This is a genomic window from Streptomyces sp. NPDC014891 (assembly GCF_043081085.1).
Lineage (GTDB): Bacteria > Actinomycetota > Actinomycetes > Streptomycetales > Streptomycetaceae > Streptomyces.
Map to the genome: position 1 here is coordinate 112,613 of NZ_JBIBWF010000015.1, position 22,654 is coordinate 135,266.

Here is a 22,654-nt window from a genome sequence, read left to right on the forward strand (position 1 = left end):
GAACCCCATGACCGACCAGCCCGTACTCGAACCCGCCGCCCGTGCGTTCGCGGACGCCACCGCCCAGCCGCCGTTCCTCTACCAGATACCCGTCGCCGAAGGCCGCAAGGCGGTGGACGACGTGCAGAGCGGTGAGGGCACGGCGATGCCCGCCGTCGACGAGGAGTGGGTGACCGTGCACGGTGGCCCCACCGGCGAGGTCCGGGCCCGGATCGTCCGCCCCCACGGCAGCACCGGTGTCCTCCCCGTCGTCCTCTACCTGCACGGAGCCGGCTGGGTCTTCGGCAACGCCCACACCCACGACCGGCTCGTCCGCGAACTCGCGGTCGGTGCGGGAGCGGCCGTCGTGTTCCCCGAGTACGACCTGTCGCCCGAGAACCGCTACCCCGTGGCGATCGAGCAGAACTACACCGTCGCCCGGTGGATCGCCCGCGAGGGCCACCACGAGGGTCTCGACGGCACCCGGGTCGCCGTCGCGGGCGACTCCGTCGGCGGCAACATGACCGCCGCCCTCACCCTCATGGCCAAGCGGCGCGGCGACGTGACGTTCGTGCACCAGGTCCTGTTCTACCCGGTCACCGACGCCTCCTTCGACACCGGCTCGTACCACGCGTTCGGCGAGGGGTACTTCCTGCGCCGCGACGCGATGAAGTGGTTCTGGGACCAGTACACGACCGACGAGGCGGAGCGCGCGCAGATCACCGCCTCCCCGCTGCGCGCCACCCTCGACCAGCTGGCGGACCTCCCGCCGGCGCTGGTGGTGACCGCCGAGGCCGACGTCCTGCGCGACGAGGGCGAGGAGTACGCGGCGAAGCTCCGTGCGGCGGGCGTCCCCGTCACCGCCCTGCGCGTCCAGGGCGTCATCCACGACTTCGTCATGCTGAACGCCCTGCGCGAGACCCGGGGCGCCGAGCTCGCCATCGGCGTCGCCACCGACGTCCTCCGCAAGGCCCTCGCATGACCGGGTCCTCGACCAGCATGCCCGTGGCGGGTCTCGTCCCCGCCCCGCGGCGCGAGCCCGCGCACGCCGACCTCCTGGTGCGCAACGCCAAGGTGTTCACCGGGGACGTCCACCGGCCGCACGCCCGCGCCGTCGCGATCCGCGACGGCCGGGTGGCGGCGCTGGGCGACGACCACGAGCTCGCGCCCCTCGTCGGGCCGGGGACCCGGGTCGTCGACGCCCTCGGCCGCCGCGTGGTCCCGGGCCTCAACGACTCGCACCTGCACGTCATCCGGGGCGGTCTGAACTACGTGCTCGAACTGCGCTGGGACGGTGTGCGCAGTCTCCGGCAGGCGCTGGCCATGCTGCGCGACCAGGCCGGCCGCACGCCTAAGGGACAGTGGATCCGGGTCGTCGGAGGCTGGACGGCCGAGCAGTTCGCCGAGCGCCGGATGCCCACGGTCGCCGAGCTGAACGCCGCCGCCCCCGATACTCCGGTCTTCGTCCTGCACCTCTACCAGGCGGCGCTGATGAACCGGGCGGCCGTCCGCGCCGCCGGGTTCACGCGTGACACCCCCGACCCGCGCGGCGGGCAGATCGTCCGCGACCGCGACGGCGAGCCGAACGGCGTGCTGCTCGCCGCGCCCGGCGCGCTCGTCCTGTACTCGACACTGGCCAAGGCGCCCACCCTGGACGCGGCCGACAGACGCACCTCGACCCGGCACTTCCTGCGCGAGCTCAACCGCTTCGGACTGACCTCGGCGGTCGACGCCGCCGGCGGCTTCCAGAGCTTCCCCGAGGACTACGGCACCGTCGCCGACCTCGCGGCGGCCGGTGAGCTCTCGCTGCGGATCGCCTACCACCTCTTCCCCCAGACGGCCGGGCAGGAGCTCGCCGACCTGAAGCGCTGGACCGAGACGGTCAGACCGGGCGACGGCGACGCGTGGCTGCGGCTCAACGGCGCCGGGGAGAACCTGACCTGGGCGGCGGCCGACTTCGAGAACTTCTCGGAACCGCGGCCCGAACTCGCTGCGGGCTACGAGACGGAGTTCGAGCAGGCCGTACGCCTTCTGGTCGAGAACGGCTGGGGCTTCCGGCTGCACGCCACCTACGACGAGACCATCCGCCGCGACCTGGCCGTGTTCGAGAAGCTCGCGGCCGAGGGGCTCTTCCCCGGCGACGGACGCTGGCTGTTCGACCACGCCGAGACCGTCTCGGCCGGCAGCCTGGACCGGATCGCGGCCCTCGGCGGCGCGGTGTCCGTGCAGAACCGCATGTCGTTCCAGGGTCTCGCGTTCCGTGACCGGTACGGCTCCGAGGCCGCCGCCCACACCCCGCCGGTCCGTGCCATGCTCGACCGGGGCCTGACCGTCGCCGCGGGTACGGACGCGACTCGCGTGTCGTCGTACAACCCGTGGGTGGCGCTGCACTGGCTGATCACCGGCCGGACCGTCGGCGGCACACCGCTCCGCGGCCCCGCGAACCTCCTCGGCAGGGACACCGCGCTGGGCCTCTACACCCGGGGCGGGGCGCGGCTCACCGGCGAGGAGGACGTCAAGGGCCTGCTCCGGGAGGGGTACTACGGGGACCTGGCGGTGCTCTCGGAGGACTACTTCACCGTGCCCGAGCACGCGATCCCCGACATCGAGGCCGTCCTGACCGTCGTCGGAGGCCGGATCGTGTACGCCTCCGCCGAGTACGAGGGCCTCGACGAGGCACTCCCCCCGATCTCCCCGGAGTGGTCGCCGGTGGCCCGCTTCGGCGGCTACCAGGCGGGCGGCGCACGGCAGGCCGCGCTGGTGGCGGAGGCCGCCGCGGATTCCGCGGAGCACCGCCGGTGGCGTACGGCGCGGGGCGCGGGTCCCGGCACGCCGCCGTCGTTCGTCGACCCCTGCTTCACCCACTGATCCCCGGAGGAACACACGTATGAACACCGAGTCCGACACCGAGCCCGGCCCGGACACCGGCCCAGGCGCCGGCACCGGCGCCGATCCCGGGTCCGCACCCGTGGTCGCCGGTCGTCGCTTCGAGCCCGATCTGCGGTCCATGACCCGGATCACCCTGCGGCCCATCGCCTCCCCCATGCCGCTGGGCTTCTTCACGATCGCCCTGGCGTCCGTGATGACGGGCTGCCTCCAGCTCGGCGTCTTCGACGAGGCCGCCCGCGGCGCCGTCGCGTTCACCGTGCTGCCGGCCTTCGTCCTCCAGCTCCTGGTGAGCCACCTGGCCTTCGGGGCACGTGACGTCATCGCGGCGACTCTGATGGCGGTGTTCGCCGGCAGCTGGCTGCCGTACGCGCTCGTCATGCTCACCGGGGCCCCGGGCGGCCTGGAGGTGCTGGGCGTGTTCAACCTGGCGCTGCTCGTCTTCGGAGCGCTGATGATCGCCGTGACCCGGCCCAAGCGGGCGTTGTGGCTCGTCCTGGTGGTGTCCGCCCCCCGCTGGGCGGCCACCGGCCTCGCCGGGATCACCGGTGCCGAATGGCTGACGCGCACGTCCGGTGCGCTGGGCCTCGTGGTGGCGCTGGTGGCCCTGTACGCGGCGTTCGCCCTGATGCTGGAGGACATGCGCAGTGAGGAGGTGCTGCCCATCGGCCGCAGCGGCCCCGCGCACCTGGCCGTCGAGGGCGACCTGTCCGTCCAGCTGCGCAATCTCGAGCGCCAGGCGGGTGTGCGCCGCACACTCTGACGGGACTGCCGACGCCGTCCTCAGTGCGTCGCTCCGGCGGCGGGTGCCGTGGTGATGTGGCGCTGCGCCACCACGACGAGAACCGCCGCGGGGAGCGACGCCAGGACGGCGGTGGCCATGGTCGCGTTCCACCGGGTGGTGTGGGCGCCGAGGTAGTCGTACAGGCCGAGCGTGATCGGGCGGACGGTGTCGGTGGTGGTCAGGGTGAGGGCGAACAGGGTGTCGCCCCAGGCGAAGAGAAAGGCGAAGAGGCCGGCTGTGACCAGGGCGTTCCTGCTCAGGGGCAGGACCACGGAACGGAACACGCGCCAGGCGCCGGCGCCGTCGAGACGGGCCGCCTCCACGATCTCGCGGGGAATCGCCGCCATGGCCGTGCGCAGCACCAGGATCGCCAGGGGGACGCCGGCGGTCGAGTCGGCGAGGACCAGGCCGAGACGCGAGTCGAGGAGTCCGGTGTCGGCGTAGAGACCGTGGAGCGCGTTGGCCACGCTGATGCCGGGAACTGCCTGGACGAGCAGCACGGCGAAGAGGAACGGGCCGGCGCCGGGCAGCGGTGACAGGGTCAGCGCGTGGGCCGCGGGAGCGGCGAGCGCGAGGCTGAGCGCGGCCGTGCCGAGCGAGACGGCCAGGCTGGTGACGAGGGCGCCGCCCTGATCGTGGAAGGCCGTGACGTATCCGCTCGGATCGGGGTCCGTCGGGAACCACACCCCGTGAGCCGGGCGGCCGTCAGGCAGCAGGGAGGCGTTCACCATCCAGAGGACGGGAGACAGCATCAGGGCCAGCAGGACGATCGCGCCGAGCGAGCGGACGAGGCCGCCCTGTCGTCGCGACGACGTGGCGAGGGACAAGGGTTCCCCTTCCTCAGGGGGTACGGGCGCGCCGGACGGCGCGGAGATGGAGCAGGGCGAGGCCGAGCGAGACCAGGACGAGCACGTTGCCGGTGGCGGCGGCGCGCCCGAAGTCGAACCGGGCGTACGCCTGCTCGTGGGCCAGGGCCGCCAGGGTCCGTGTCGCCCCGGCGGGTCCGCCGCCGGTGAGCGCCAGGACGACGTCCGGCGCCCTGAGCGTGTAGACGGCTCCCAGGACGAGGACGACGCCGGCCGTCGGCCGCAGCAGCGGCCACGTGACGGAGCGGAAGATCCGGACGGGTCCGGCTCCGTCCACCCGGGCCGCCTCGTGGACCTGGGGCGGGATCGCCTGGAGGCCTGCGTACAGGAGGGCGGTGTTGAAAGGGATGCCCACCCAGGTGTTGACGAGGATCACGGACCACAGTGCCTCGTGGGTGCCGGTGAGCCAGGGAACGCCGGAGGGTACGGCGCGCAGCGCGCGCAGTGCCCCGTTCACGACGCCGTCGTCGGTGTCGAGCATCCACCGCCAGACGGTTCCGGTGGCGACCAGCGGCATCAGCCAGGGCAGCAGCAGCAGCGAACGGACGATCCGGCCGAGCGGGAAGCGGCGCTGGAAGAACAGGGCGAGGGCCAGGCCGATGGTGAACTGCGCGGCCAGCGAACCGGCCGTGTACAGGACGGTGGCGGCTGCCGCCTGCCGGAACTCCTCCGAGGCGAGCAGGCGGATGTGGTTGTCCGGTCCGGTGAACGGAGCCGTTCCGCCGAGGAGGGTCGCGGCCGTGGAGTCGCGGAGGCTCGTCGTGATGTTGTCCACGAGCGGCCGGCCGAGGAACAGCAGGAGGAACACGGCGGCCGGTGCGAGGAACGCCGCCCGGGCAGCGGCCTCACGCCGCCGGACCCGAGCTGCCGCACCGGAGCGGCTTCGGCCGCTGCCGTCCAGGCGGCTTCGGCCGCTGCCGTCGGTACGGGTTCGGGTGCCGCCGCCGGTGCGGCCTCCGCGGTCAGGAGCTCGTCGCCATGCGCTGCGCACGCCGGAGCGCCTCCTCGGGAGTCTGCTGTCCGGAGACCGCGGCCTGGACGGCGGTGTGGATCGCGGTGGCCGTCTTCGGCCAGGCGGGACCGAGTTGCCGGGTGCGGGCCCGCGCGCCCCGGACGCTCTCGACGAAGGCGGCCATGGAGGGGACTTGCCTCGCGTACCGGGCGGCCACGTCCGTGCGGGTCGGCACCGTGTGGTGCCAGGTCGCCAGCTTCTGCTGGTGGGCCGGCTCGTTGAGGCAGTCGAGGACCTTGGCGGCCTTCCGCATGCGGGCCTCGGAGCCGCTGCGCGGCACGGTCCAGACCTCGCCGCCCAGCGGGGTGACCAGTTCCGCACCGGCCCGGGGCACGGGGAGCGGTGCGACGCCCCAGCGCAGGTCCTTCGCCTTCGCGAGTTCGGTCATCCGCCAGGGACCGTTGACCATCATGGCCGCGTCGCCGCCGAGGAACTGCTCGTGCACGTCGGCCTGGTTCCAGGTGAGGACGGACCGGGACATGGCTCCGTCCCGTACGAGGTCGCTCCACAGGCGGAGTGCCTCGGCGGCCTGTGGGGTGTCGAGGCGTCGTTCGTCGCCACCGTTGGACCAGAGGAAGGGAAGGAACTGGAAGGTGCTCTCGAAGGACGCGTCGGCGTCGACCGCCAGGCCGTGGCGGCCGGGCCGGGTCGTGGCCCGGGCGGCCTTCCGCAGCTCGTCCCAGGTCCGGGGGACGCTCAGGCCGGCCTCGGCGAGCATGTCCTTGTTGTAGTAGAGGGCGAGGGTGTTGACGGTCGGCGCCAGCCCGTACACCTCGCCGCGGTAGGTGCCGGCCGACAGGATGCCCGGGCCGAAGCCTCCGGTCCGGACGCCGTACGGACGGAGCGGGGCGAGCGCGCCGGACCGCGCGATCTGCTGGAGGTCGGGGTTGTCGAGCATCAGCAGGTCGGGCATGGTCCGTGCGGCGGCCTGCCGCAGGACCGTGGGCACGAGCGAGGGCGCGGGAACGCTCCGGTGCTCGATCGTCACCCCGGCCTGCCTGCCGCAGGCGTCGAGCAGTTCGCCCCAGTGGGCGTGTTCGGTGCTGTCGGTGTAGTAGTCGAGCACGGTGAGGGACGCCACCCGTTCGGTACGGGAGGAGCCGGCCGGGTCGCCGGTTCCGCAGCCGGCGGTGACCAGGACCAGTGCGACGGCCGCCGCGAGGGCGGCGAGGAGCCGTCTGCGAGGTCCCGTCGGTGCGTTCAGGAGGGTGCCCTGCCTGCAGACGCGTCTCTTCGTGCGGATGCGTCTTCTCATGCGAATGCTTCTCTTCGTGCGGGTGCGGATGTGGGGGCGAGCGGGGATGCGGGTGCCAGTGCGGCCGGTGGCCACGGTGGATACGGAGGTGAGGGATACGGACGTGCGTACCGTGTTCGAAAGTGTCGCCCATCGAGGAGGACCGACGTGATGGAGGGGTCTATTCCAGGTCGCTTCGCGCGAGCACCACATGGGTGAGCTGCACCCGCGACCTCACGGTGAGCTTGCGGAAGACCGCCGTCAGATGGGTGTTGACGGTGTGGGGCGAGACGACGAGGACCTCGGCGGCGGACCTGTTGGTGTGGCCCCCTGCGATCAGCCGCGCCACCTTCCGCTCCGAGGCGGTGAGCGCCTCCCAGCCCTGGACCGGCCGGTCGCGCGCGGCGCCCGTCCGCTCGGGCCCGGCCCCCGGCCGGGACTCGGCCTCGGCGCCCGGACCGCCGTCGGCGGCGTCGAGCAGCCGCCGTATGCCGGCCGCCGCCGCGTCGGCGCCCGACGCGGCGAAGGCGTCCCGGGCGGCCGCGAGCACCGCCGCCGCCTCTGCCGTCCGTCCCGCCGCGAGCAGCGCCCGTCCGAGGTCCACCCTGGCGTCGGCCAGGACCAGCGGGCGGGGTCCGGCCGCGAGCAGGGACACCGACCGGTCGAGCGCGCCGATGTCGCCCGTGGCGAGACCGGCGGCGTGGGCGGCGATCCCCGTCGCCGTCGGCACCCCGGGGTTGCGTTCGGCGTGCGCCGCCGCCTGCGCGACCAGATCCTCGGCCAGCGCGTGGTCCCCTGCCGACAGAGCCGTCCGGACCGCCGTACCGACCCAGGTGCGCAGCAGCCGCCAGCGCATGAACGGCCCGATCTCCTGCAGCCGTCGCAGCGCGTCCGCGGCCGACCGGGCGTCTCCGTCGTGGGCCGCGACGAGGGCCTCCAGAAAGCAGACCGCGGCCCGGTTCCCCGGGTTCGGCTTGACCGCCAGGCGCTCCCGCGCCGCGAGCAGCTGCTCGCCGGCCTCCGCGCGCCTGCCGCGGAGCAGCGCGATCCAGGCGCGGATCACCCGCGAGTTCACTTGCTGCACGGGGATCCGTACGGCGTCCTCCAAGTCCTCCATCGTCACGAAGTGCGCCTCGGCGTCGTCGAGACGGCCCCGGCCGAGGTGCTGCTGTCCCTGCGCCCAGAGGAGCATGGCCTGTCGATGCGCACCGGCGTCCGCCTCCGCCCGCCGCAGCAACTCCTCGGCGCTGTCGAACCGGTCCGTGTGCTGGTGGGCGACGACCTCCTCGGGCCGGAAGGCGCTGTCCACGACGCTCAGCGCGGTGAACCGCGCCAACGCCCCGGCGCCGTCGCCCGCGTTGAGGGCGATCTCGCCGAGTGCGGACAGGGCCTGGACGTGCGCCGGGCGGTCCCCGGTGGTGATCGCCGCCGCCAGCGCCTCCTCGCCCGCGGCCCGCGCGACGCCCAGGTCGCGGCCACGGGACAGGGCGAGCGCCCGCAGGGCGGCGAGCCGGGCTCCCACGTCGGGCGGAAGCCCTCCGACGGCCAGGGCCGCCTCGGCCCGCCGGCACAGCTCCTCCGCCAGGTCGAGGCTCCACAGGGCTCCGCCGAGGGTCGCCTGGAGCCGCCCGAACACCGCGAGCGGCGGTTGCGCGGCGAGAAGGCCGTCACAGGTCTTCAGCGCCTCCCGGTCCCGCCCCGCGCGGATGAGGCAGACGATGGTCTGCTCGCCGACGTCGAACCGCGCCGCCTCCGAGGGGCGTACCAGCTCCAGGGCGCGCGTCATGAGGTCGGCCGCGAGGCCCGGCGTGACCGGCAGGACGTCCTCCGCCGCCTGCCGGAGCAGGGCGACGGCTTCCTCGTCACCGGGCTCGGCCCCGCGCAGCACGTGGGACGCCGCGTCGATCGGGCGGTGCCCGGAGGCGACGAGGCGGTGCGCGGCCGCCCGGTGCAGTGCGTTGCGCGCCGACCCGGGGATGTCGGCGTACACCGCCTGGCGCAGCAGGTCGTGCCGGAAGGCGAGGAGCGCGCCGTCGTCGTCGAGGAGCCCGGTACGGACGGCTTCGTCGAGGGCCGGGATCAGGGTGGTGGGAGGGCGCTCGCACAGCGCTGCCGCGTCGGCGAAGGCGAACCGGCGGCCGAGGACGGCCCCCATCCGCAGGAAGGTGAGGGTGTCGGGTCCGAGGGATTCGATCCGTCCGCGCACGCCGGACACGAGCCCGGTCGGCACGGACGGGGACGCGTCCTCCGCCGGGTGCGCGGTGCTCCGTACACCGGGTCCGGGTTCCGTGCCCGCGTCGGCCGTTCGGACGGAGGTCGGGTCTCCGACAGGCTCCGCGGCATGGGCGGCGGGCTCTGCGGTGTGTCCTTCGGTTCGCAGTCCGCGGAGCAGTTCCACGGCGAGGAAGGGGTTCCCGCCCGTGCCGTCGAGGAGGCTCCGCGTCCGCTCGTCGACATCCTCGCCCAGGGTGTCGTCGGCGAGTCGGCCGATCGCGGCGGCGGACAGGGGCGCCACGAGGAACCGTGCCACCGGCAGCCGGTCTCCCGCGGCCGCCAGGATCTCCTCGCCGGCGGCGGTGGGCCCCGTACGCCCGGTCAGCAGCCACAGGACCGGGGAGCTCCGCAGTCGGCCGGGCAGCTGCCGCAGGGCGAACCGGCTCAGCGGATCCGCCCACTGCACGTCGTCCAGGGCGACGAGGACGGGTGTCTCGGCCGCGCGGGCCTCGATCACCCCGGCGAGCCGCTCCACGAGCCGGATCCGCTGGTCGTGGCGGCGGGCGAGGTCGGCGAAGGCGTCACCCGACAGCAGCGGGCGCGCACCGTCGAGGAGGCAGCCCGCCAGGGAGGACAGCGGCACGAGGTGATGCAGTTCGTCGGCTCTGCCGATGCCGGTGGAGTACCCGTGCCCCTGGGCCAGCTCGACGGCCTCCGTGAGCAGGGTGCTCTTCCCGATGCCGGCCTCGCCGCGCAGGAGGGCGAGCGCGCCGCTGCCGCTCCGGGCGACGGATGCGACGAGCGTACGCAGCTCCGCGAGCTCGGCCTCCCGGCCGCGCAGCCCACGACGGGACAACGGCCCGCCCGACCCCGCCACCTTGCCCCTCCCCCGCGACCCACGGATCGCCCCCGGCCGCCGTCACCGGCGCCGAAGCGTTCCCAGGAGGGTCACTATGGCAAGAACTGCAGCTCAACGCACATCTGGCGGGTGAGTCTCCGGTCACACGACCAGGCGGCGGGGGCTCCCGTGCGGTTCCGTCGGGCGGGATCGCGCACCCCGTCCGGCCGCCGCCGAGTTCTTCCAGTCGACGGGGGACTGCCCGTACGCCGTACGGAAGACACGGCTGAAGTGGGAGGCGCTGGTGAACCCCCAGCGGTGGGCCACGCCGGCGATCGTCGTGTCGGCGGCGTCCCTGCGGGCCAGCGTCCGCCGGCACTCCTCCAGGCGGCGCCGCTGGATCAGGCGGCTGACGGTGATGCCCTCGGTCTCGAAGAGCTTGTGCAGATAGCGCACGGAGACGTGGTGGGCGCGGGCCACCAGTTCGGGGGTGAGGTCGGGGTCGGCCAGATGGTCGTCGATGAAGGCGCGGATCCGGGTGAGCAGCACGCGAGCGCCGCTCGGCGACTCCATGGTGTCCGCGCCCCGCTGCTCGTCGGCGAGGACGGTGAGCAGGTCGATCACGTTGCGGGCGATGAGCTCGCCGACGGGTTCCGGGCACGCCTCGGCGGTGTCCACGAGCTGCGCCAGGAGGGGTGAGAGGATTCCGCCGATCGCGGATTCGGGCCCGAGGGGCAGGGCGGTGATCCGGGAGATGTCCGACTCGTCGAGGCCGAGGACGGCCCGCGGGAGGACCAGGGACTTCGTCTGGAACGGTTCGGGGAGAGCGAGCCGGATCGGCCGTGCCATGTCGTAGACGAAGAGCTGGCCCGGCCGTACGGCGTTGTCCCGGGCGTCCTGTTCGACGCGGGCGCCGCCCCGGCTGAGCAGTTTGACGACCACGAAGTCCTCGTTGTCGGCACAGGCGATGAGGCGCCGGGTCCGGCGGGCGAACTGCGGCTCGCTCTCCACCGTGACGGCCTGCACGCGTCCCAGTACCGCGGTGCGGATCGTGCCGGACCACACCTCGTCGGGCACGGCCATGTCCACGGCGCCGAACGTCCGGGACAGCGCCTCGCGCCAGTACCCCCGGCGCCGTGCGGCGGGAACGGTCTCCGCGGAGTAGTGGGTGCGGGTGAGGGGGCCGGGGGTCGGCTCCGGCGAAAGCGTCTGCATGGGTGTTTCCTCTGGCGGTTCGTGCTCTGCCACCAGCGTGTCAGCGGGCCGCGCGGTGGCACATCACGTGAATCCGCTAGATCGCGTGCCGCCGTGCCGGTCAGGGGCGGGTCGGAACGACCTCGCGCCCATGCCGGTGCCGCGGCCGGTCGTCACCATCCCCAGGTGCCGGGACCGCCCTTGAAGGGGCCCTCGATCTCGGGGGTGATCCAGCCGCCGTAGAAGTCGCCTTCCTGGGCGACCACCACCTCGCCGTCGACCGTGCAGCGCGCGGTGGACGGGTAGAAGGCCAGGTGGCCGCGGAGAGCCTCGTACGGGGCGAGGGGGTGCTCGTAGCTCCAGGCGGCGCGCGGGACCACGGCGTCGGGGGCGGCGACGTCCCAGTAGGAGGCCGCGCCCTTCCACTCGCAGACGCTCCGTCCCGCTCCGGGCCGCAGCAGGTCCATGCGGACGTCGTCGCGCGGGACGTAGAAGACCGGCGGGTGGCTCGTCTCCAGGACGCGCAGCGACGTGTGGGTGTCCGCCACCACGTGCGGGCCCACCGTGACTCGCACATGACGGTCGTCGGCCACCAGCCGCGGCGGCCGTGGGTAGTCCCACACCGACTCCGTCGGCCGTGCCGGCGACGGTCCCCGTCCCCGAGGACCGTCGGGTTCGCCGTTCACGTCGTTCATGGCCCGCCCTCACCGTTCGCCCACTGCCCGTACCGCTACTTCCGGCATGGCCCGGCCCGCGGATGCGGTGCGGATCAGCCCGGCGTGCGGCTCGGCACGTGTGCGTACGAAGGTCCGGTGAGGGCGGCCGAACCGGCTTTCTCCCTGCCTCTTCACCGTCTCCGGGCGAAGTGGTGCATGGGTGCGCGGTTCGGGGGCACACGACCCCGGGAGCGGAGGACATGGCCGCTCCTCGAGGGCCTGCGGTCTCCCCCGTCCGCACAGGCCCCGGGCAGGGTGGAGACCGGTCCGCATCCGAGAGGGTGCGGGCCGGTCACCGCGTCTCGGCCCGGACGGCCTCCCCCGGAGACGACGTGGTCTCGGGCGGGAGCGGGTGGCGGTGGGGGCGAGCCGGCTGCGGGGCGGGGCCCTGAGACGGACGCAGGCCGGGCTGCGGTGCGGGAGCGGGGGCAGGGTGGAACTGGGGTGGGATGGATGCGAGTGAGTGAGCACTGGACGACGTCGGCCCTGTGCCGGGCGGCGCACGCGGACGAACTGTTCGCCGAGAGCGCGGCGCAGAGCCAGGTCAAGGCGCTCTGTACCGGATGCCCTGTCAGGGTCGAGTGTCTGGCTCATGCCTTGGACGACCGGATCGAGCACGGGGTCTGGGGCGGCATGACGGAACGAGAGCGACGCGCCCTGCTGAAGCGTCGCCCGCTGGTGCGGTCCTGGAGCAGGCTCCTGGAAGCCGCCCGGCGTGAGCACGAGGTGGGAGTGGCGCCGCTGACGCGGGAGACCGCCTGACCCGCCGCGGGCCCCTTCTCCGTCCCTCGGTGTGCGGAGGCGGGGACTCGTGTCGGGCAGCGGTGGGAATGCGCCCTGCCAGGGGCGTCCGGCGATCACGAGCCGGGCGCCCCTGGCCGCCGTGCTCAGACCTGGTAGCGCCCGGGAGCGAACAGGTGCAGGTGATCCGCCACCCAGGCCGAGGTCCGCTCCAGGCCTTCCTCCAGGTCGACTTCGGGCTCCCAGCCCGCCCAGGTGCGGGCCCGCGTGTTGTCCGAGAGCAGCCGGTGCACCTCGCTGCCGGAGGGCCGCAGCCGTGCCGGGTCCACGACGATCTCGGCGTCCCGTCCGGAGGCGGTGACGAGGGCCTTCGCCAGGTCTCCGATGGCGATCTCGCGACCGGTGCCGAGGTTGACGCTCTCCCCCAGGGCCCGGTCGCAGCCCGCCAGTGCCAGGAACCCGGCCGCGGTGTCCGTGACGTAGGTGAAGTCGCGGGTCGGGGTCAGCGAGCCGAGGCGGATCTCCTGCGCCCCGGCGTGCAGTTGGGCGAGGATCGTGGGGATCACGGCGCGGGCGGACTGACGGGGCCCGTACGTGTTGAACGGGCGTACGACCGTCACCGGCAGCTCGTAGGCGTGCCAGTGGGACAGGGCCATCATGTCCGCGCCGATCTTCGATGCCGAGTACGGCGACTGCGGCTGGAGGGGATGGTCCTCACCGATCGGGGCCGTGAGCGCCGTCCCGTACACCTCGCTGGTGGAGGTGTGCAGGAGGCGTCGGACGGAGTGACGGCGGCAGGCCTCGGCGATGTTCTCGGTGCCGACGACGTTCGTGCGGACGTAGGCGCCTGGAGCGTCGTAGCTGTACGGGATGCCGATGAGCGCGGCGAGGTGGAAGACGGTGTCGCAGCCCTCGACCGCGTCCATGACCCGGCCCGCGTCGCCGACGTCCCCGGCGATGAACTCGACGGGGCCGTGCGGGTCGTCGAGGTAGTGGGCGAGGTGCCCCTTGTCGGCGTACGGCTTGTAGTGGACGAAGGCCTTGACCCGCGCGCCGCGGTGGACGAGCAGGTCGACGAGTGTGGAGCCGATGAAGCCCTCGGCTCCGGTGACGAGGACGGTGCGGCCGGTCCAGTCGATGGTCGTGGCTGTCATGCGGTGAGCTCCTTTGCGGTGGTGGGTCGTCCGGCGAGTCGGATGACCGTCTGTGCGAGCAGGTCGGCGGCGTGGGCGTGGTGTCCGGGGTCCGCGGCGCGTCCCATCACGGCGAGCCGGGTGGGGTCGGCGAGCAGCGGGTCGATCAGGGCGGCGAGCCGGTCGGGGGTCGTCTCGGCGTCGGGGAGGAGGCGGGCGGCGCCGGCCTCGGACAGGACCCGGGCGTTGTGGGTCTGGTGGTCGCCGGGGGCGTGCGGGTACGGCACGAGGACGGCGGGCACTCCGGTCGTGGCGAGCTCGGCGATCGTGGCCGAGCCGGCGCGGCAGACCACGAGGTCGGCGACCGCGTAGGCGAGGTCCATCCGGTCGAGGTAGGGCACCGCCTGGGCGACCGGTCCCGTGTCGGCCTCGACGAGCGCTCTCCGGGTCTCCGCGAGTGCGGCAGGGCCCGTCTTGATCAGGAGGTGGACGTCCTCGCGGCCCCGCCAGCGGGTGGCCAGGCCCACGGCGGCGGCGGTGAGGCGGGCCGCGCCGAGGCTGCCGCCGTTGAAGAGGACGACCCGGGCTCCCCCGGGTATCGCGAAGGCGCGCCGGGCTTCCTCGCGCAGGGCCGGGCGGTCCAGGGCGGCCAGGGACGCGGCGATCGGCATGCCCACGGTCTGCGCCCGCTCGCCGCCCGACAGGTGGGTGCGGCTGCCGTCGAAGGCGACGGTGAGGTGGGGGGTGAGTCGGGCGGCGAACTGGTTGGCCCGGCCCGGGACCGCGTTGGACTCGTGGATCACGCTGGGCAGGCCCGCCATCTTCGCCCCGACGATCGCCGGGGCGCTGGGGTAGCCGCCCATGCCGACGACGACGTGCGCCTTCTGGGTGCGCAGAACCTGACGGGCCTGGGCACCCGAGCGCAGGAGCGCGGCCGGGAGGAGGAAGCGTTTCGCGCCGAGCGCGGGGTCGAAGGGGATCATGTCGACGGTGTGCAGCCGGTATCCGGCCGCCGGGATCAGGGTCGTCTCCAGACCGCGTTCGGTGCCGATGAAGGAGATGACCGTCTCGGGGTCGACGCGGCGCAGGGCCTCGGCCAGGGCGAGGCCGGGGTAGATGTGGCCGCCGGTGCCGCCCGCACCGATCACGACGGAGAGTGGTGTGCGCATGGCCGCCACTCTCGGGAAGCGGATTAAGAGGGTTCTAAGAGTCCGGTTTGGCAGGCTTCAGGCTATGAACGGCTTGAGCGCGGGCGACGGGAACGGTGTGGGCGGCGGGAACGGTGTGAGCGGCGGTGAGGGCATGGGTGGCGGAAGCGGCGTGCGGGGTGCGGGCAGGATCCTGGTGGCCGAGGACGAGCCGGACGTCCGGGCCGCCGTCGAGGACGGGCTCAGCATGGAGGGGTACGAGGTCCGGGGTGTCGGCGACGGCCTGGAGGCGCTGTCGGCGGTCGCCGCCTGGCAGCCGGACGCGCTGGTCCTGGACGTGATGATGCCGGTGCTGGACGGGCTCGCGGTCTGCCGGAGGCTGCGGGCCGTGGAGGACCGTACGCCGGTCCTCGTGCTGACCGCGCTGTCCTCGGTGAGCGAACGGGTGGACGGGCTGGAGGCGGGCGCCGACGACTACCTGGTGAAGCCGTTCGCCCTGGACGAGCTGGTGGCGCGCGTGCGGGCCCTGCTGCGCCGCGCCGCGCCGCCCGCCCTGGGTGCCGACCTGGTCTTCGCGGACCTGACCCTCGATCCCGTGACCCGCACCGGGCGGCGGGGCAACCGCCCGCTGGAGTTCTCCCGCACCGAGTCCGCCCTGCTGGAACTCCTGCTGCGTCACCCGGGCCAGGTCCTGCCGCGCGAGGTGATCCTGGAGCGGGTCTGGGGCCGGGACTTCGGGCCCGACTCCAACTCGCTCGCGGTGTACGTGGGATACCTGCGGCGGAAGCTGGAGGCGGGCGGCGAGCCGCGCCTCGTCCACACCGTGCACGGGCTCGGCTACCGGCTGGATCTGGTGTGAGCGGGGTGCGCGGGCTCGGCGCCCGCTGGCGGCGCAGGAGGCCGCTCCGGACCCGTATGGCGCTCGCGGCGTCGGCGGCGGTGGCGCTGGTCGCGGTCGGGGTGTGCACGGCGGCGTTCTTCGTCATCCGCTACGAGCTCCTGCACCAGCTCGACCTGTCCCTCACCCAGTCCGCCACCCGGGTGATCCAGGCGAACCGGGGCGAGGACCCGCAGGTCGTGGCGGGCGAGTGCCGCTACCTCTCCGCACCCGCGTGCGCCCAGATCGTCCCCGCCGACCCGGCGGCGGATCCCGCCGAGCCCTACGTGCTGCCCGTCTCCGCCCCCGTACGGGAGGTCGCGGAGGGCACGCGGGCCCCGTACTACAGCAACGTCCATCGGTTCGGGCAGCCGCTGCGGATGCTGACCACCCGCTTCGGGGACGGGCAGGCACTCCAGGTGGCCCTGCGCGCCGACCCGGTCGACAAGGGCGTGCGGCAGGCGGCCGCGCTGCTCGCGGCCGTCGGCGCGGTGGGCGTCCTGCTGGCCGGGCTGCTCGGTTCCGCCGTCTCCCGCACGGGCCTGGCCCCGGTCGCCCGGCTCACCGCGACCGCCGAACGGATCGCGTCCACCCGGGACCCGCGGCACCGCATCGAGCTCCCGCCCGGTCCCCCGGGCCGCCAGGACGAGGTGACCCGCCTTGCGGCCAGCTTCAACACCATGCTCAGTGAGCTGGAGCAGTCGGTGACGTCCCAGCGCCGGCTCGTCGCGGACGCCTCCCACGAACTGCGGACGCCGCTGACCGCGCTGCGTGCCAACGCGGAACTCCTCGCCCGCGGGGACCGGCTGACACCCACCCAGCGCGCACGGGCGTCGGGGGCGCTGGAGCGGGGCATCCGGGAGGTCACGGGGCTCGTCAACGACCTGATCGAACTCGCCCGGGACGAGGAACCGCTCCCCCTCCTGGAGGACGTGCACGTCGCCGAGATGACGGAGCACGCGGTCGCCCTCGCCCGGACGCACTGGCCGCACACCCCGTTCCACCTGGAGGTGGAGCCGGACGCGGTCCACGCGGTCCGGCCCGGGGTCCCGGCGCGGCTGGCCCGCCTGCTGACGAACCTGCTGGACAACGCCGCCAAGTTCAGCCCGCCGGGCACACCGGTCGAGGTGACGCTGGGCGCGTACGGCCCTGGAGGCAGCGCCGTGGCGAGCGGGAGCGGCGCGGGCGGGCTCAAGCTGACGGTCCGGGACCACGGCCCGGGGATCCCGGCTGCGGACCTCCCCCATGTCTTCGACCGCTTCTACCGCGCCCAGTCGGCCCGCGCCCTCCCCGGCTCGGGCCTCGGCCTCGCCATGGCCCGGCATATCGCCCGCGCCCACGGTGCGGAGCTGACGGCCGGGGCGGCGGCGGGTGGCGGGGCGCTGTTCACGCTGACGTTCGGCCCGGAGGAGGCAACCGCTTCCGTCCCGAAGACTCCTGAGTGACGGGGCCGTCGGGACAGAAGACAGGGCGGTACTCGGCGCGGCCCGTATCGGTACGAGGGTCCGGAAGATGTCGATGCGGGACCACGGCTGGGCTGCGTGTCGGGCTGCCCAGACGTCCACAACCTCCCAAGGCGCACTACGGGTAGGCTCGTCGACATGGGAATCGACTGGGAGAACATACTCGACGCAAGCGGCAACGGCCTCGCCGACGCCTACGACAACGCGGTCTCCGCGGTCATGTACGGCGATGAGCCGGGGTACGACCTTCAGCCGCTCCCCGCCGGCGAAGAGCTCGACGACACGAACGGTTTGCGCTGAACTCAGCGCACGGACGGGACGCCCGCGGCATGCCGCGGGCGTTTCGCCGCCTCAGAGGTCGTGTCAGTCCAGGGGCGGTCATGGACCGTCACCGCCGACGGTGACGCGCACACGTCCTGTCGTGATCGTGCCGCTCGCCGCGCCGGCTACTCGCCGCCCCAGGGAACCGCGGGAAAGGGCTCGGCCGTTTTGACGTAGTACTTGCGAATCAGCGGGCCGAAGCCGTCCGGATCGTCCCCGAGGAGCATGCGCTTGATGTGCGTGACGGCGTCCGCATGAGTGAGTGCGGATGCCTTGTCGGCGGTCTTCCCGACGGTCTGCTTGCGCACCCACGCCAACCGGGCCTCCCTCGTGGCGCTGACGTCGGGGTCGAAGGCCAGGAAGAAGGGGGCTCCACCGGGGCCTCCGTCGTTGCCGGTGGCGAGGAGCACGATCACGTGGAATCCGGTGCCGTCCTTCCGAATGAACAGGCTCTGGGAGCCGCCGACATGGCTGGTCGGGCCTTTGACGGTCACGGCACGCTCGACGTGCAGACGGTCGCCGATCGCGGTCCACTTGGCCGCGATGTCCCCGGCCGCCGCCAGGTCCGCGGGGTGGTATAGCCCTCCTGCCGCCACCGAGCTGAGGACGGTCCCCACGCGCTGGCCACGGGCCTCGCAGAGCCTGTCCCGCATGCCGGTGAACATCGAGTCGTTCGGCAACTGCAGCCAGAAGTCGAGACGTTCGAGGGCGGTTCCCGTGCCCGGCGCCGGGTTGTCGTCGATCGCGGTGCCGATCCGGGCCCGTAAGGACGCGACCGTCGGGTCCGTCACGTCCCCCGGCTGAACATACGCCTGCTCGATCACGATGGATCCCCCCATCCGTCAGTGTTGCTCCCACTATGACGGACGAAGCGCACTTCGGGCGGAGCAACAGGAAAACGACCAACGACGAGGCAGGACAGGAACTCTGAGCCGACGGCGAGGGTACGGGCCGCTGCACGGCAGAAGGCCTCGGGCAGGTATGCGGCGGGGGTCCCCGCAGGCCCGGAGACCGCGTGGTGGAACCGCTCGCAGCCGGAGCTGAGGGCTTCGCACCCTTGCTCCTCCCCTACGTCCTGGCCGTCCTCTCGTCCACTCACGACCAGGCGGCGCTGCCGATCGTCGAGCGGTTCCTCCACGATCCCCACTCAGAGGTTCGCAAGGAGGCCTCGGAGGCGGTGGCCGAGCTCCACGGGCATCGGGAGTCGGCCCGGGACGCGCCGGTGTGACTCCTGAGAATCACTGCTGCGCATCCCCGTCTCCCGAGGCCACAGCCGAGTGGCCGTGTGTCCCGAGGGCCGTGTCGATGGCGGAGAGGTGGCGGGTGACGGGGCCGAAGGAGACCAGGCCGCTGCCGGCTCCCGCGTACTCGCCCTCCGCGGGGGTGAGCACCTCGCGGGCCCGGCGCAGGAGCGGTACGTGTCCGACGGACGCGGCGGTGCGGGCGAGTACGCACCACAGCGCCTCCTGGAGGAGGTCGTGCGGGGGCCGGGGAACCCGTGACAGTGCCCGGCGTGCCTCGTCGGTGGCACCTGCGGCGGCCAGGATCAGCGGGTCGAGCCATGGCTGGTAGGGCCCGGCGTCCCCGTGGGCGAGGCCCGCGGGGTCGGGCAGGCCGTCGCTCCGCAGGACGGGGACCAGGGCGACGAGGGCGGCGGCGCCTTCGGTGAGGCCGGGCATTCCGCAGTCCGCGGAGTCCTCAAGTGCCCTCGTGTAGAGGGGCCGTGCGGCGTCCCAGCCCTCGGTCTCGCAGGTGCGCAACGCCCGGTACCACGTGGTGAAGACCCCGGCGAGCGGCCGTTCGTTGCGCTGTGCGAGCCGGTCGATCGCTTCTGCCTCGGCATCCGCTTCCGGAAGGCGTCCCAGGCCGGCGAGTGCCTGAAGTCGGATGATCCGGCCGAGGATCTCGTGGCCGGCGAGCTGGTGTTCTGCGGCAGCCCCGGCCAGTTCGCTCCCGAGTGCGGCCCGCAGGGCGGCCGAGCCGCAGGAGGCGAACGACTGCATGAAGGCGCCGTTGAGGGCGAAGGCGAGCAGCGCGGGGTCGCCCAGGCTCCGGGCCAGTCCTACGGCTTGCCGGGCGGCGCGTTCGGCACGATGCCGCCACGCTTCCGTGCCGGGAGGGTGCGCCGCACGGGGCAGCGGCGCATCGGCGGTGGCGTCCCCTCGGGACTCGACGGCCACGACGGCCAGCAGACGGGCGCGCAGTGCGGCCGGGCCCTGCGGCCCGAGCCGGGCCGCGGCGCGGGCGGCCGCCCCGGCGAGTTCGGCCGCGGCCTCGGGGTCGTCGGCGCGGGTCCATACGGCCGGGACGTCGTAGGAGCCGATGATGCGGGCGGCCAGTTCGGTGTCCCCGGTCGCCTCCGCGGCGGCGACCAGGTCCCGGCGGTGCCGGCCGGCCTCCTCCAGGCCGTCGGGGCCGGTCACCGCGAGGTCGCGGAGGAGGCCCGCGGTGGCGTGCAGCCGCGACCGGGACCGGGTGGGCACCGAGCGGTCCCATGCGGCCGCGGCCCGGTCCCAGAGACTGTCGACCGTCCCGGCGGGTGCGGCCTCCGCCGGCCTCGTACGGCCGAGAAGGCGTGCTTCGGTCCGTGCCAGGGCTCCCGTGGGGGTCCTGCCGTCGTCTTCGGTGACCAGGGCGGTACGGGCCCGGCTCAGCGCTTCCAGGGCATCGGCGCGCCGTCCGGCGAGGTCCAGCGCCGTGATCAGCAGGACCCAGCCGTCCTCCCGGCCCGGGTGCTCGGCGACGTGCGCCGCGAGATCGGCGACCGCGTCGCGGGCGGCACCGGTGGCCAGGAGGGCGTCGGCGCGCCGCTCGACGGCGTCCAGGCGGAGCGCCTCCAGGCGAGCTCGTTCGGCCGAGGCCCACGTGGCGGCGGGGAAGTCGGCCAGTACCGGTCCCCGCCAGCAGGTCAGGGCCTCGTCCCACAGGGCGGCGGCCGCATGGGGCGGCGCCTCAGCGGCCCGTGCGGCGATGCCCTGGAACCGCCAGGCGTCGACCGCTCCCCGGTCGGCGCGCAGGGCGTAGCCGGGGCCGTCGGTGATCAGCAGCCGGGACGGCAGGCGGGGGCGCCGATCGGGTTCCAGCGCCCGCCGCAGGGCGGACACGAACGTGCGTACCGCGCCTACGGCTCCTGCCGGAGGTTCGTCCTCCCACAGGTCCGCGACGAGCCGCCCGATCGGCACGACGCGGCCCCGGGCGATCAGCAGCCGCCCCAGCACCTCCCGATGGCGGGGTGCGCCGAGGGCGAGGGGGGCGCCGTCGGGTCCCCACGCGGCGACCGGGCCCAGCAGTCCGAAGGTCACGCCCACCGCTGTTCCTTTCGCGGGCGGCGCCGTCCCTGGCGGGTGCCGCATGGTCACTCATCGATCGCTGATCCGGGGCCCGCAGCCTGGGTGACGTCCCCGGACGGCAGGACCACCGAGGTCGGCGGTCCGGAAGATCACTCTGCCACGAACGCCAGGAGCAGCCATGACAACCCCCACCATCCCCGGATTCACCCGGCACCGTGTACGCGTCGACGACGGGGTCGCCCTGAACGCCGCCGTCGGCGGGGCGGGCAGTCCGGTCGTCCTGCTGCACGGTTTCCCCCAGACGCATCTCATGTGGCGGCACGTGGCGGCCGACCTGGCCGCCGATCACACCGTCATCTGTCCCGACCTGCGCGGCTACGGCGCCAGCGACAAGCCCGCCGAGTCCGGAGCCGGCGTCTACGCGAAGCGGACCATGGCGCGGGACGTCGTACGCCTGGCCGCCGCGCTGGGACACGACCGTTTCACCCTGGCAGGCCACGACCGTGGTGCCCTGGTCGCCTTCCGGGCCGCCATGGACCACCCGGACGCGGTGTCCCGTGCGCTGTTCCTCGACGTCCTGCCCACTCTGGACATGTGGGGCGCCCTGCGGGGAGTGTCCGCGGCCGTCGGGTTCCACCTGTACCTGATGGCGCAGGCCCCCGGACTGCCCGAGAAGATGATCGAGGCGGCCCCCGAACCGTTCTTCGCCCACTTCCTCGACGCCTGGACCCGGGACGCGGACGCGATCCCCGCCGACGTCCGCGCCCACTACCTCGCCGCTTCGGCGGCGGCCGTCCCGTCCATCGTCGCCGACTACCGTGCCTCGGCCGGCGTCGACGTGGAGCACGACACGGTGGACCGCGAGGCCGGCAACAAGCTCGCCATGCCGGTCACGGTCCTCCAGCAGGACTGGGGCGCCGCGCTCGGCTATCACGCCCGGGGGCTGTGGAGCGCCTGGAGTGACGCACTGCGCCACCGCACGGTGTCCTGCGGCCATTTCATGGCCGAGGAGGACCCCCGACTGATCGCCGCCGAGATCCGGGCACTCGCCGACCGGTGACTCGGGGGCCGCTCCGCGCCCTCCTTGCCGCCTCCCGCAGGAGCAGCCGCGCCGCCGCCGGTGCCGAGGGGCCCGAGGTGCGGGTCGCCAGCGAGGCGCCTGCGCGGCGTACGGCGTCGAGGCGGAGGCGTTGAACGCCTACGAGGGCGCGGACGAAGGGGCGGTACGGCGGGGCCACGAGGCTCGGGAGGGGGGTGGCGGCCGTGAGGTCGGCGGCGGCGCGGTCGGCCTGCTCCTCGACGAGGCGGCCGAGTTCGGGACCGGGCACGGTGAGGTCGGCGCCGTGGCGGGCCACGGCGTCGAGGGGGATGCCGTGGCGGCCCGCGCGGAGGTCCTCCGGCAGGTCCTCGAGGAAGTCGATGCGCTGCATGGCGCGGATGAGCAGGTGGCAGCCCTCGGTGTACGCCGTACGTGCGGCGGCGTCCTCGGGGGCGAGGAGGCCGGCCGTGAGCATCAGCGCGGGCAGCGAGTACTCCTGTACGTACTGCCGCAGTTCCTCGTCGTCGGCCATGGTCCGCCAGAGGACCTCGCGCTCGCAGCCCCGCAGGAAGTCGTCCACGTGGGTGCGGATCCCGGGGTGGCTCTCGGCGGTGTGCGCGAGGCAGCGCAGGACGGGCAGGGCCGAGTCGCCCTCGGCGAGGGACGTGCGGACGAGGGCGTCCCACTCGGTGAGTCGGGCCGCCCGTTCGTCCGGTGTGCCGCGGTCGATCCGGTCGTCGGTGTCGTGCATGAACGCGACAGCGGCGACGACGTGCGGCAGCAGCGCGGCGGGGAGCAGGAGGCGTGCGGCCGCGTACTCGGCCGTCGCGAACCGCCGTACCGCCCGCCGTTGCTCGGTGTAGTCCCGTCGCAGCCGCGGTTCCCTCACCCCGGCCCGGTCGAGGGCCCGCTTCCACAT

Annotated in this window: 20 protein-coding genes; 9 read left to right on the forward strand and 11 right to left on the reverse strand. The window is 73.9% G+C overall.

From position 1 onward, the window contains the following. Window positions 1–7: 7 nt before the first annotated feature. Genes ACF09E_RS33265 through ACF09E_RS33275 form a run of 3 tightly spaced genes read left to right on the forward strand, consistent with a single transcriptional unit; the run spans window position 8 to window position 3,628 of the window. Entirely contained in the window at window positions 8–961 is a 954-nt protein-coding gene (locus ACF09E_RS33265; protein WP_392209671.1) for an alpha/beta hydrolase, read from the forward strand. Continuing rightward, window positions 958–2,847: an amidohydrolase gene (locus ACF09E_RS33270; protein WP_392209673.1), complete on the forward strand. Its 1,890-nt coding sequence runs from the start codon at window positions 958–960 to the stop codon at window positions 2,845–2,847. The genes ACF09E_RS33265 and ACF09E_RS33270 overlap by 4 nt, the downstream gene beginning before the upstream one ends. A 19-nt stretch (window positions 2,848–2,866) precedes the next feature. Next, window positions 2,867–3,628, forward strand: coding sequence for a GPR1/FUN34/YaaH family transporter (locus tag ACF09E_RS33275; protein WP_392209675.1), 762 nt, complete (start codon window positions 2,867–2,869; stop codon window positions 3,626–3,628). A 20-nt stretch (window positions 3,629–3,648) separates the two neighbouring features. On the opposite strand, the gene ACF09E_RS33280 is transcribed toward ACF09E_RS33275, so the two are convergent. The 6 genes from ACF09E_RS33280 to ACF09E_RS33305 form a co-directional block, all read right to left on the reverse strand. Next, window positions 3,649–4,401 carry a carbohydrate ABC transporter permease gene (locus ACF09E_RS33280; protein ID WP_392209781.1) on the reverse strand — a complete coding sequence of 251 codons (753 nt, stop codon included), beginning with the start codon at window positions 4,399–4,401 and terminating at the stop codon, window positions 3,649–3,651. Window positions 4,402–4,489: 88 nt separating this feature from the next. Beyond that, window positions 4,490–5,323: a carbohydrate ABC transporter permease gene (locus tag ACF09E_RS33285; RefSeq protein WP_392209677.1), complete on the reverse strand. Its 834-nt coding sequence runs from the start codon at window positions 5,321–5,323 to the stop codon at window positions 4,490–4,492. Window positions 5,324–5,477: 154 nt separating this feature from the next. Then, window positions 5,478–6,782, reverse strand: coding sequence for an extracellular solute-binding protein (locus ACF09E_RS33290; protein WP_392209679.1), 1,305 nt, complete (start codon window positions 6,780–6,782; stop codon window positions 5,478–5,480). Window positions 6,783–6,942: 160 nt separating this feature from the next. Continuing rightward, on the reverse strand, window positions 6,943–9,831 hold the full coding sequence (locus tag ACF09E_RS33295) for an AAA family ATPase (RefSeq protein WP_392209681.1): 2,889 nt from the start codon (window positions 9,829–9,831) through the stop codon (window positions 6,943–6,945). Between the two features lie 144 nt (window positions 9,832–9,975). After that, window positions 9,976–11,028 carry a helix-turn-helix domain-containing protein gene (locus ACF09E_RS33300; protein WP_392209683.1) on the reverse strand — a complete coding sequence of 351 codons (1,053 nt, stop codon included), beginning with the start codon at window positions 11,026–11,028 and terminating at the stop codon, window positions 9,976–9,978. Between the two features lie 152 nt (window positions 11,029–11,180). After that, complete coding sequence (locus ACF09E_RS33305) at window positions 11,181–11,582, reverse strand: DUF427 domain-containing protein (RefSeq protein WP_392209685.1); 402 nt, start codon at window positions 11,580–11,582, stop codon at window positions 11,181–11,183. 594 nt (window positions 11,583–12,176) lie between these two features. Between ACF09E_RS33305 and ACF09E_RS33310 the strand changes: the two genes are divergently transcribed. After that, complete coding sequence (locus ACF09E_RS33310) at window positions 12,177–12,485, forward strand: WhiB family transcriptional regulator (protein WP_361850330.1); 309 nt, start codon at window positions 12,177–12,179, stop codon at window positions 12,483–12,485. A 125-nt stretch (window positions 12,486–12,610) separates the two neighbouring features. On the opposite strand, the gene ACF09E_RS33315 is transcribed toward ACF09E_RS33310, so the two are convergent. Next, the gene (locus tag ACF09E_RS33315; protein ID WP_392209687.1) at window positions 12,611–13,618 is read right to left on the reverse strand and encodes a GDP-mannose 4,6-dehydratase; all 1,008 of its coding nucleotides are present in this window, start codon (window positions 13,616–13,618) and stop codon (window positions 12,611–12,613) included. Then, window positions 13,615–14,766: a glycosyltransferase gene (locus ACF09E_RS33320; protein ID WP_392209689.1), complete on the reverse strand. Its 1,152-nt coding sequence runs from the start codon at window positions 14,764–14,766 to the stop codon at window positions 13,615–13,617. Before ACF09E_RS33320 ends, ACF09E_RS33315 begins: the two co-directional genes overlap by 4 nt. A 133-nt stretch (window positions 14,767–14,899) precedes the next feature. On the opposite strand from ACF09E_RS33320, the gene ACF09E_RS33325 reads away from it, so the two are divergent. The 3 genes from ACF09E_RS33325 (at window position 14,900) to ACF09E_RS33335 (ending at window position 17,385) form a co-directional block, all read left to right on the forward strand. Further along, complete coding sequence (locus ACF09E_RS33325) at window positions 14,900–15,604, forward strand: response regulator transcription factor (protein WP_392209783.1); 705 nt, start codon at window positions 14,900–14,902, stop codon at window positions 15,602–15,604. After that, window positions 15,601–17,067 carry a sensor histidine kinase gene (locus ACF09E_RS33330; protein ID WP_392209691.1) on the forward strand — a complete coding sequence of 489 codons (1,467 nt, stop codon included), beginning with the start codon at window positions 15,601–15,603 and terminating at the stop codon, window positions 17,065–17,067. The genes ACF09E_RS33325 and ACF09E_RS33330 overlap by 4 nt, the downstream gene beginning before the upstream one ends. 156 nt (window positions 17,068–17,223) lie before the next feature. Further along, window positions 17,224–17,385, forward strand: coding sequence for a hypothetical protein (locus ACF09E_RS33335; RefSeq protein WP_392209693.1), 162 nt, complete (start codon window positions 17,224–17,226; stop codon window positions 17,383–17,385). Between the two features lie 146 nt (window positions 17,386–17,531). Here the strand turns inward: ACF09E_RS33335 and ACF09E_RS33340 are convergent, their stop codons facing one another. Continuing rightward, window positions 17,532–18,230, reverse strand: a complete 699-nt coding sequence (locus ACF09E_RS33340) for a hypothetical protein (protein ID WP_392209695.1) — start codon at window positions 18,228–18,230, stop codon at window positions 17,532–17,534. Window positions 18,231–18,421: 191 nt separating this feature from the next. On the opposite strand from ACF09E_RS33340, the gene ACF09E_RS33345 reads away from it, so the two are divergent. After that, window positions 18,422–18,634 carry a hypothetical protein gene (locus ACF09E_RS33345; protein ID WP_392209697.1) on the forward strand — a complete coding sequence of 71 codons (213 nt, stop codon included), beginning with the start codon at window positions 18,422–18,424 and terminating at the stop codon, window positions 18,632–18,634. Between the two features lie 10 nt (window positions 18,635–18,644). Here the strand turns inward: ACF09E_RS33345 and ACF09E_RS33350 are convergent, their stop codons facing one another. After that, window positions 18,645–20,714 carry a BTAD domain-containing putative transcriptional regulator gene (locus ACF09E_RS33350; protein WP_392209699.1) on the reverse strand — a complete coding sequence of 690 codons (2,070 nt, stop codon included), beginning with the start codon at window positions 20,712–20,714 and terminating at the stop codon, window positions 18,645–18,647. A 160-nt stretch (window positions 20,715–20,874) separates the two neighbouring features. Between ACF09E_RS33350 and ACF09E_RS33355 the strand changes: the two genes are divergently transcribed. Beyond that, window positions 20,875–21,756, forward strand: coding sequence for an alpha/beta hydrolase (locus tag ACF09E_RS33355; protein WP_392209701.1), 882 nt, complete (start codon window positions 20,875–20,877; stop codon window positions 21,754–21,756). On the opposite strand, the gene ACF09E_RS33360 is transcribed toward ACF09E_RS33355, so the two are convergent. Then, complete coding sequence (locus tag ACF09E_RS33360; protein ID WP_392209703.1) at window positions 21,695–22,654, reverse strand: phytoene/squalene synthase family protein; 960 nt, start codon at window positions 22,652–22,654, stop codon at window positions 21,695–21,697. The two genes, ACF09E_RS33355 and ACF09E_RS33360, sit on opposite strands and share 62 nt — an antisense overlap.

Coding starts and splice junctions, on each gene's coding strand:
- ACF09E_RS33360 (WP_392209703.1), bottom strand. CDS start 22,654: ATGTGGAAGCGGGCCCTCGACCGGGCCGGGGTGAGGGAACCGCGGCTG.
- ACF09E_RS33320 (WP_392209689.1), bottom strand. CDS start 14,766: ATGCGCACACCACTCTCCGTCGTGATCGGTGCGGGCGGCACCGGCGGC.
- ACF09E_RS33265 (WP_392209671.1), top strand. CDS start 8: ATGACCGACCAGCCCGTACTCGAACCCGCCGCCCGTGCGTTCGCGGAC.
- ACF09E_RS33290 (WP_392209679.1), bottom strand. CDS start 6,782: ATGAGAAGACGCATCCGCACGAAGAGACGCGTCTGCAGGCAGGGCACC.
- ACF09E_RS33315 (WP_392209687.1), bottom strand. CDS start 13,618: ATGACAGCCACGACCATCGACTGGACCGGCCGCACCGTCCTCGTCACC.
- ACF09E_RS33300 (WP_392209683.1), bottom strand. CDS start 11,028: ATGCAGACGCTTTCGCCGGAGCCGACCCCCGGCCCCCTCACCCGCACC.
- ACF09E_RS33335 (WP_392209693.1), top strand. CDS start 17,224: ATGGGAATCGACTGGGAGAACATACTCGACGCAAGCGGCAACGGCCTC.
- ACF09E_RS33310 (WP_361850330.1), top strand. CDS start 12,177: ATGCGAGTGAGTGAGCACTGGACGACGTCGGCCCTGTGCCGGGCGGCG.
- ACF09E_RS33325 (WP_392209783.1), top strand. CDS start 14,900: ATGGGTGGCGGAAGCGGCGTGCGGGGTGCGGGCAGGATCCTGGTGGCC.
- ACF09E_RS33275 (WP_392209675.1), top strand. CDS start 2,867: ATGAACACCGAGTCCGACACCGAGCCCGGCCCGGACACCGGCCCAGGC.
- ACF09E_RS33355 (WP_392209701.1), top strand. CDS start 20,875: ATGACAACCCCCACCATCCCCGGATTCACCCGGCACCGTGTACGCGTC.
- ACF09E_RS33270 (WP_392209673.1), top strand. CDS start 958: ATGACCGGGTCCTCGACCAGCATGCCCGTGGCGGGTCTCGTCCCCGCC.
- ACF09E_RS33280 (WP_392209781.1), bottom strand. CDS start 4,401: ATGCTGTCTCCCGTCCTCTGGATGGTGAACGCCTCCCTGCTGCCTGAC.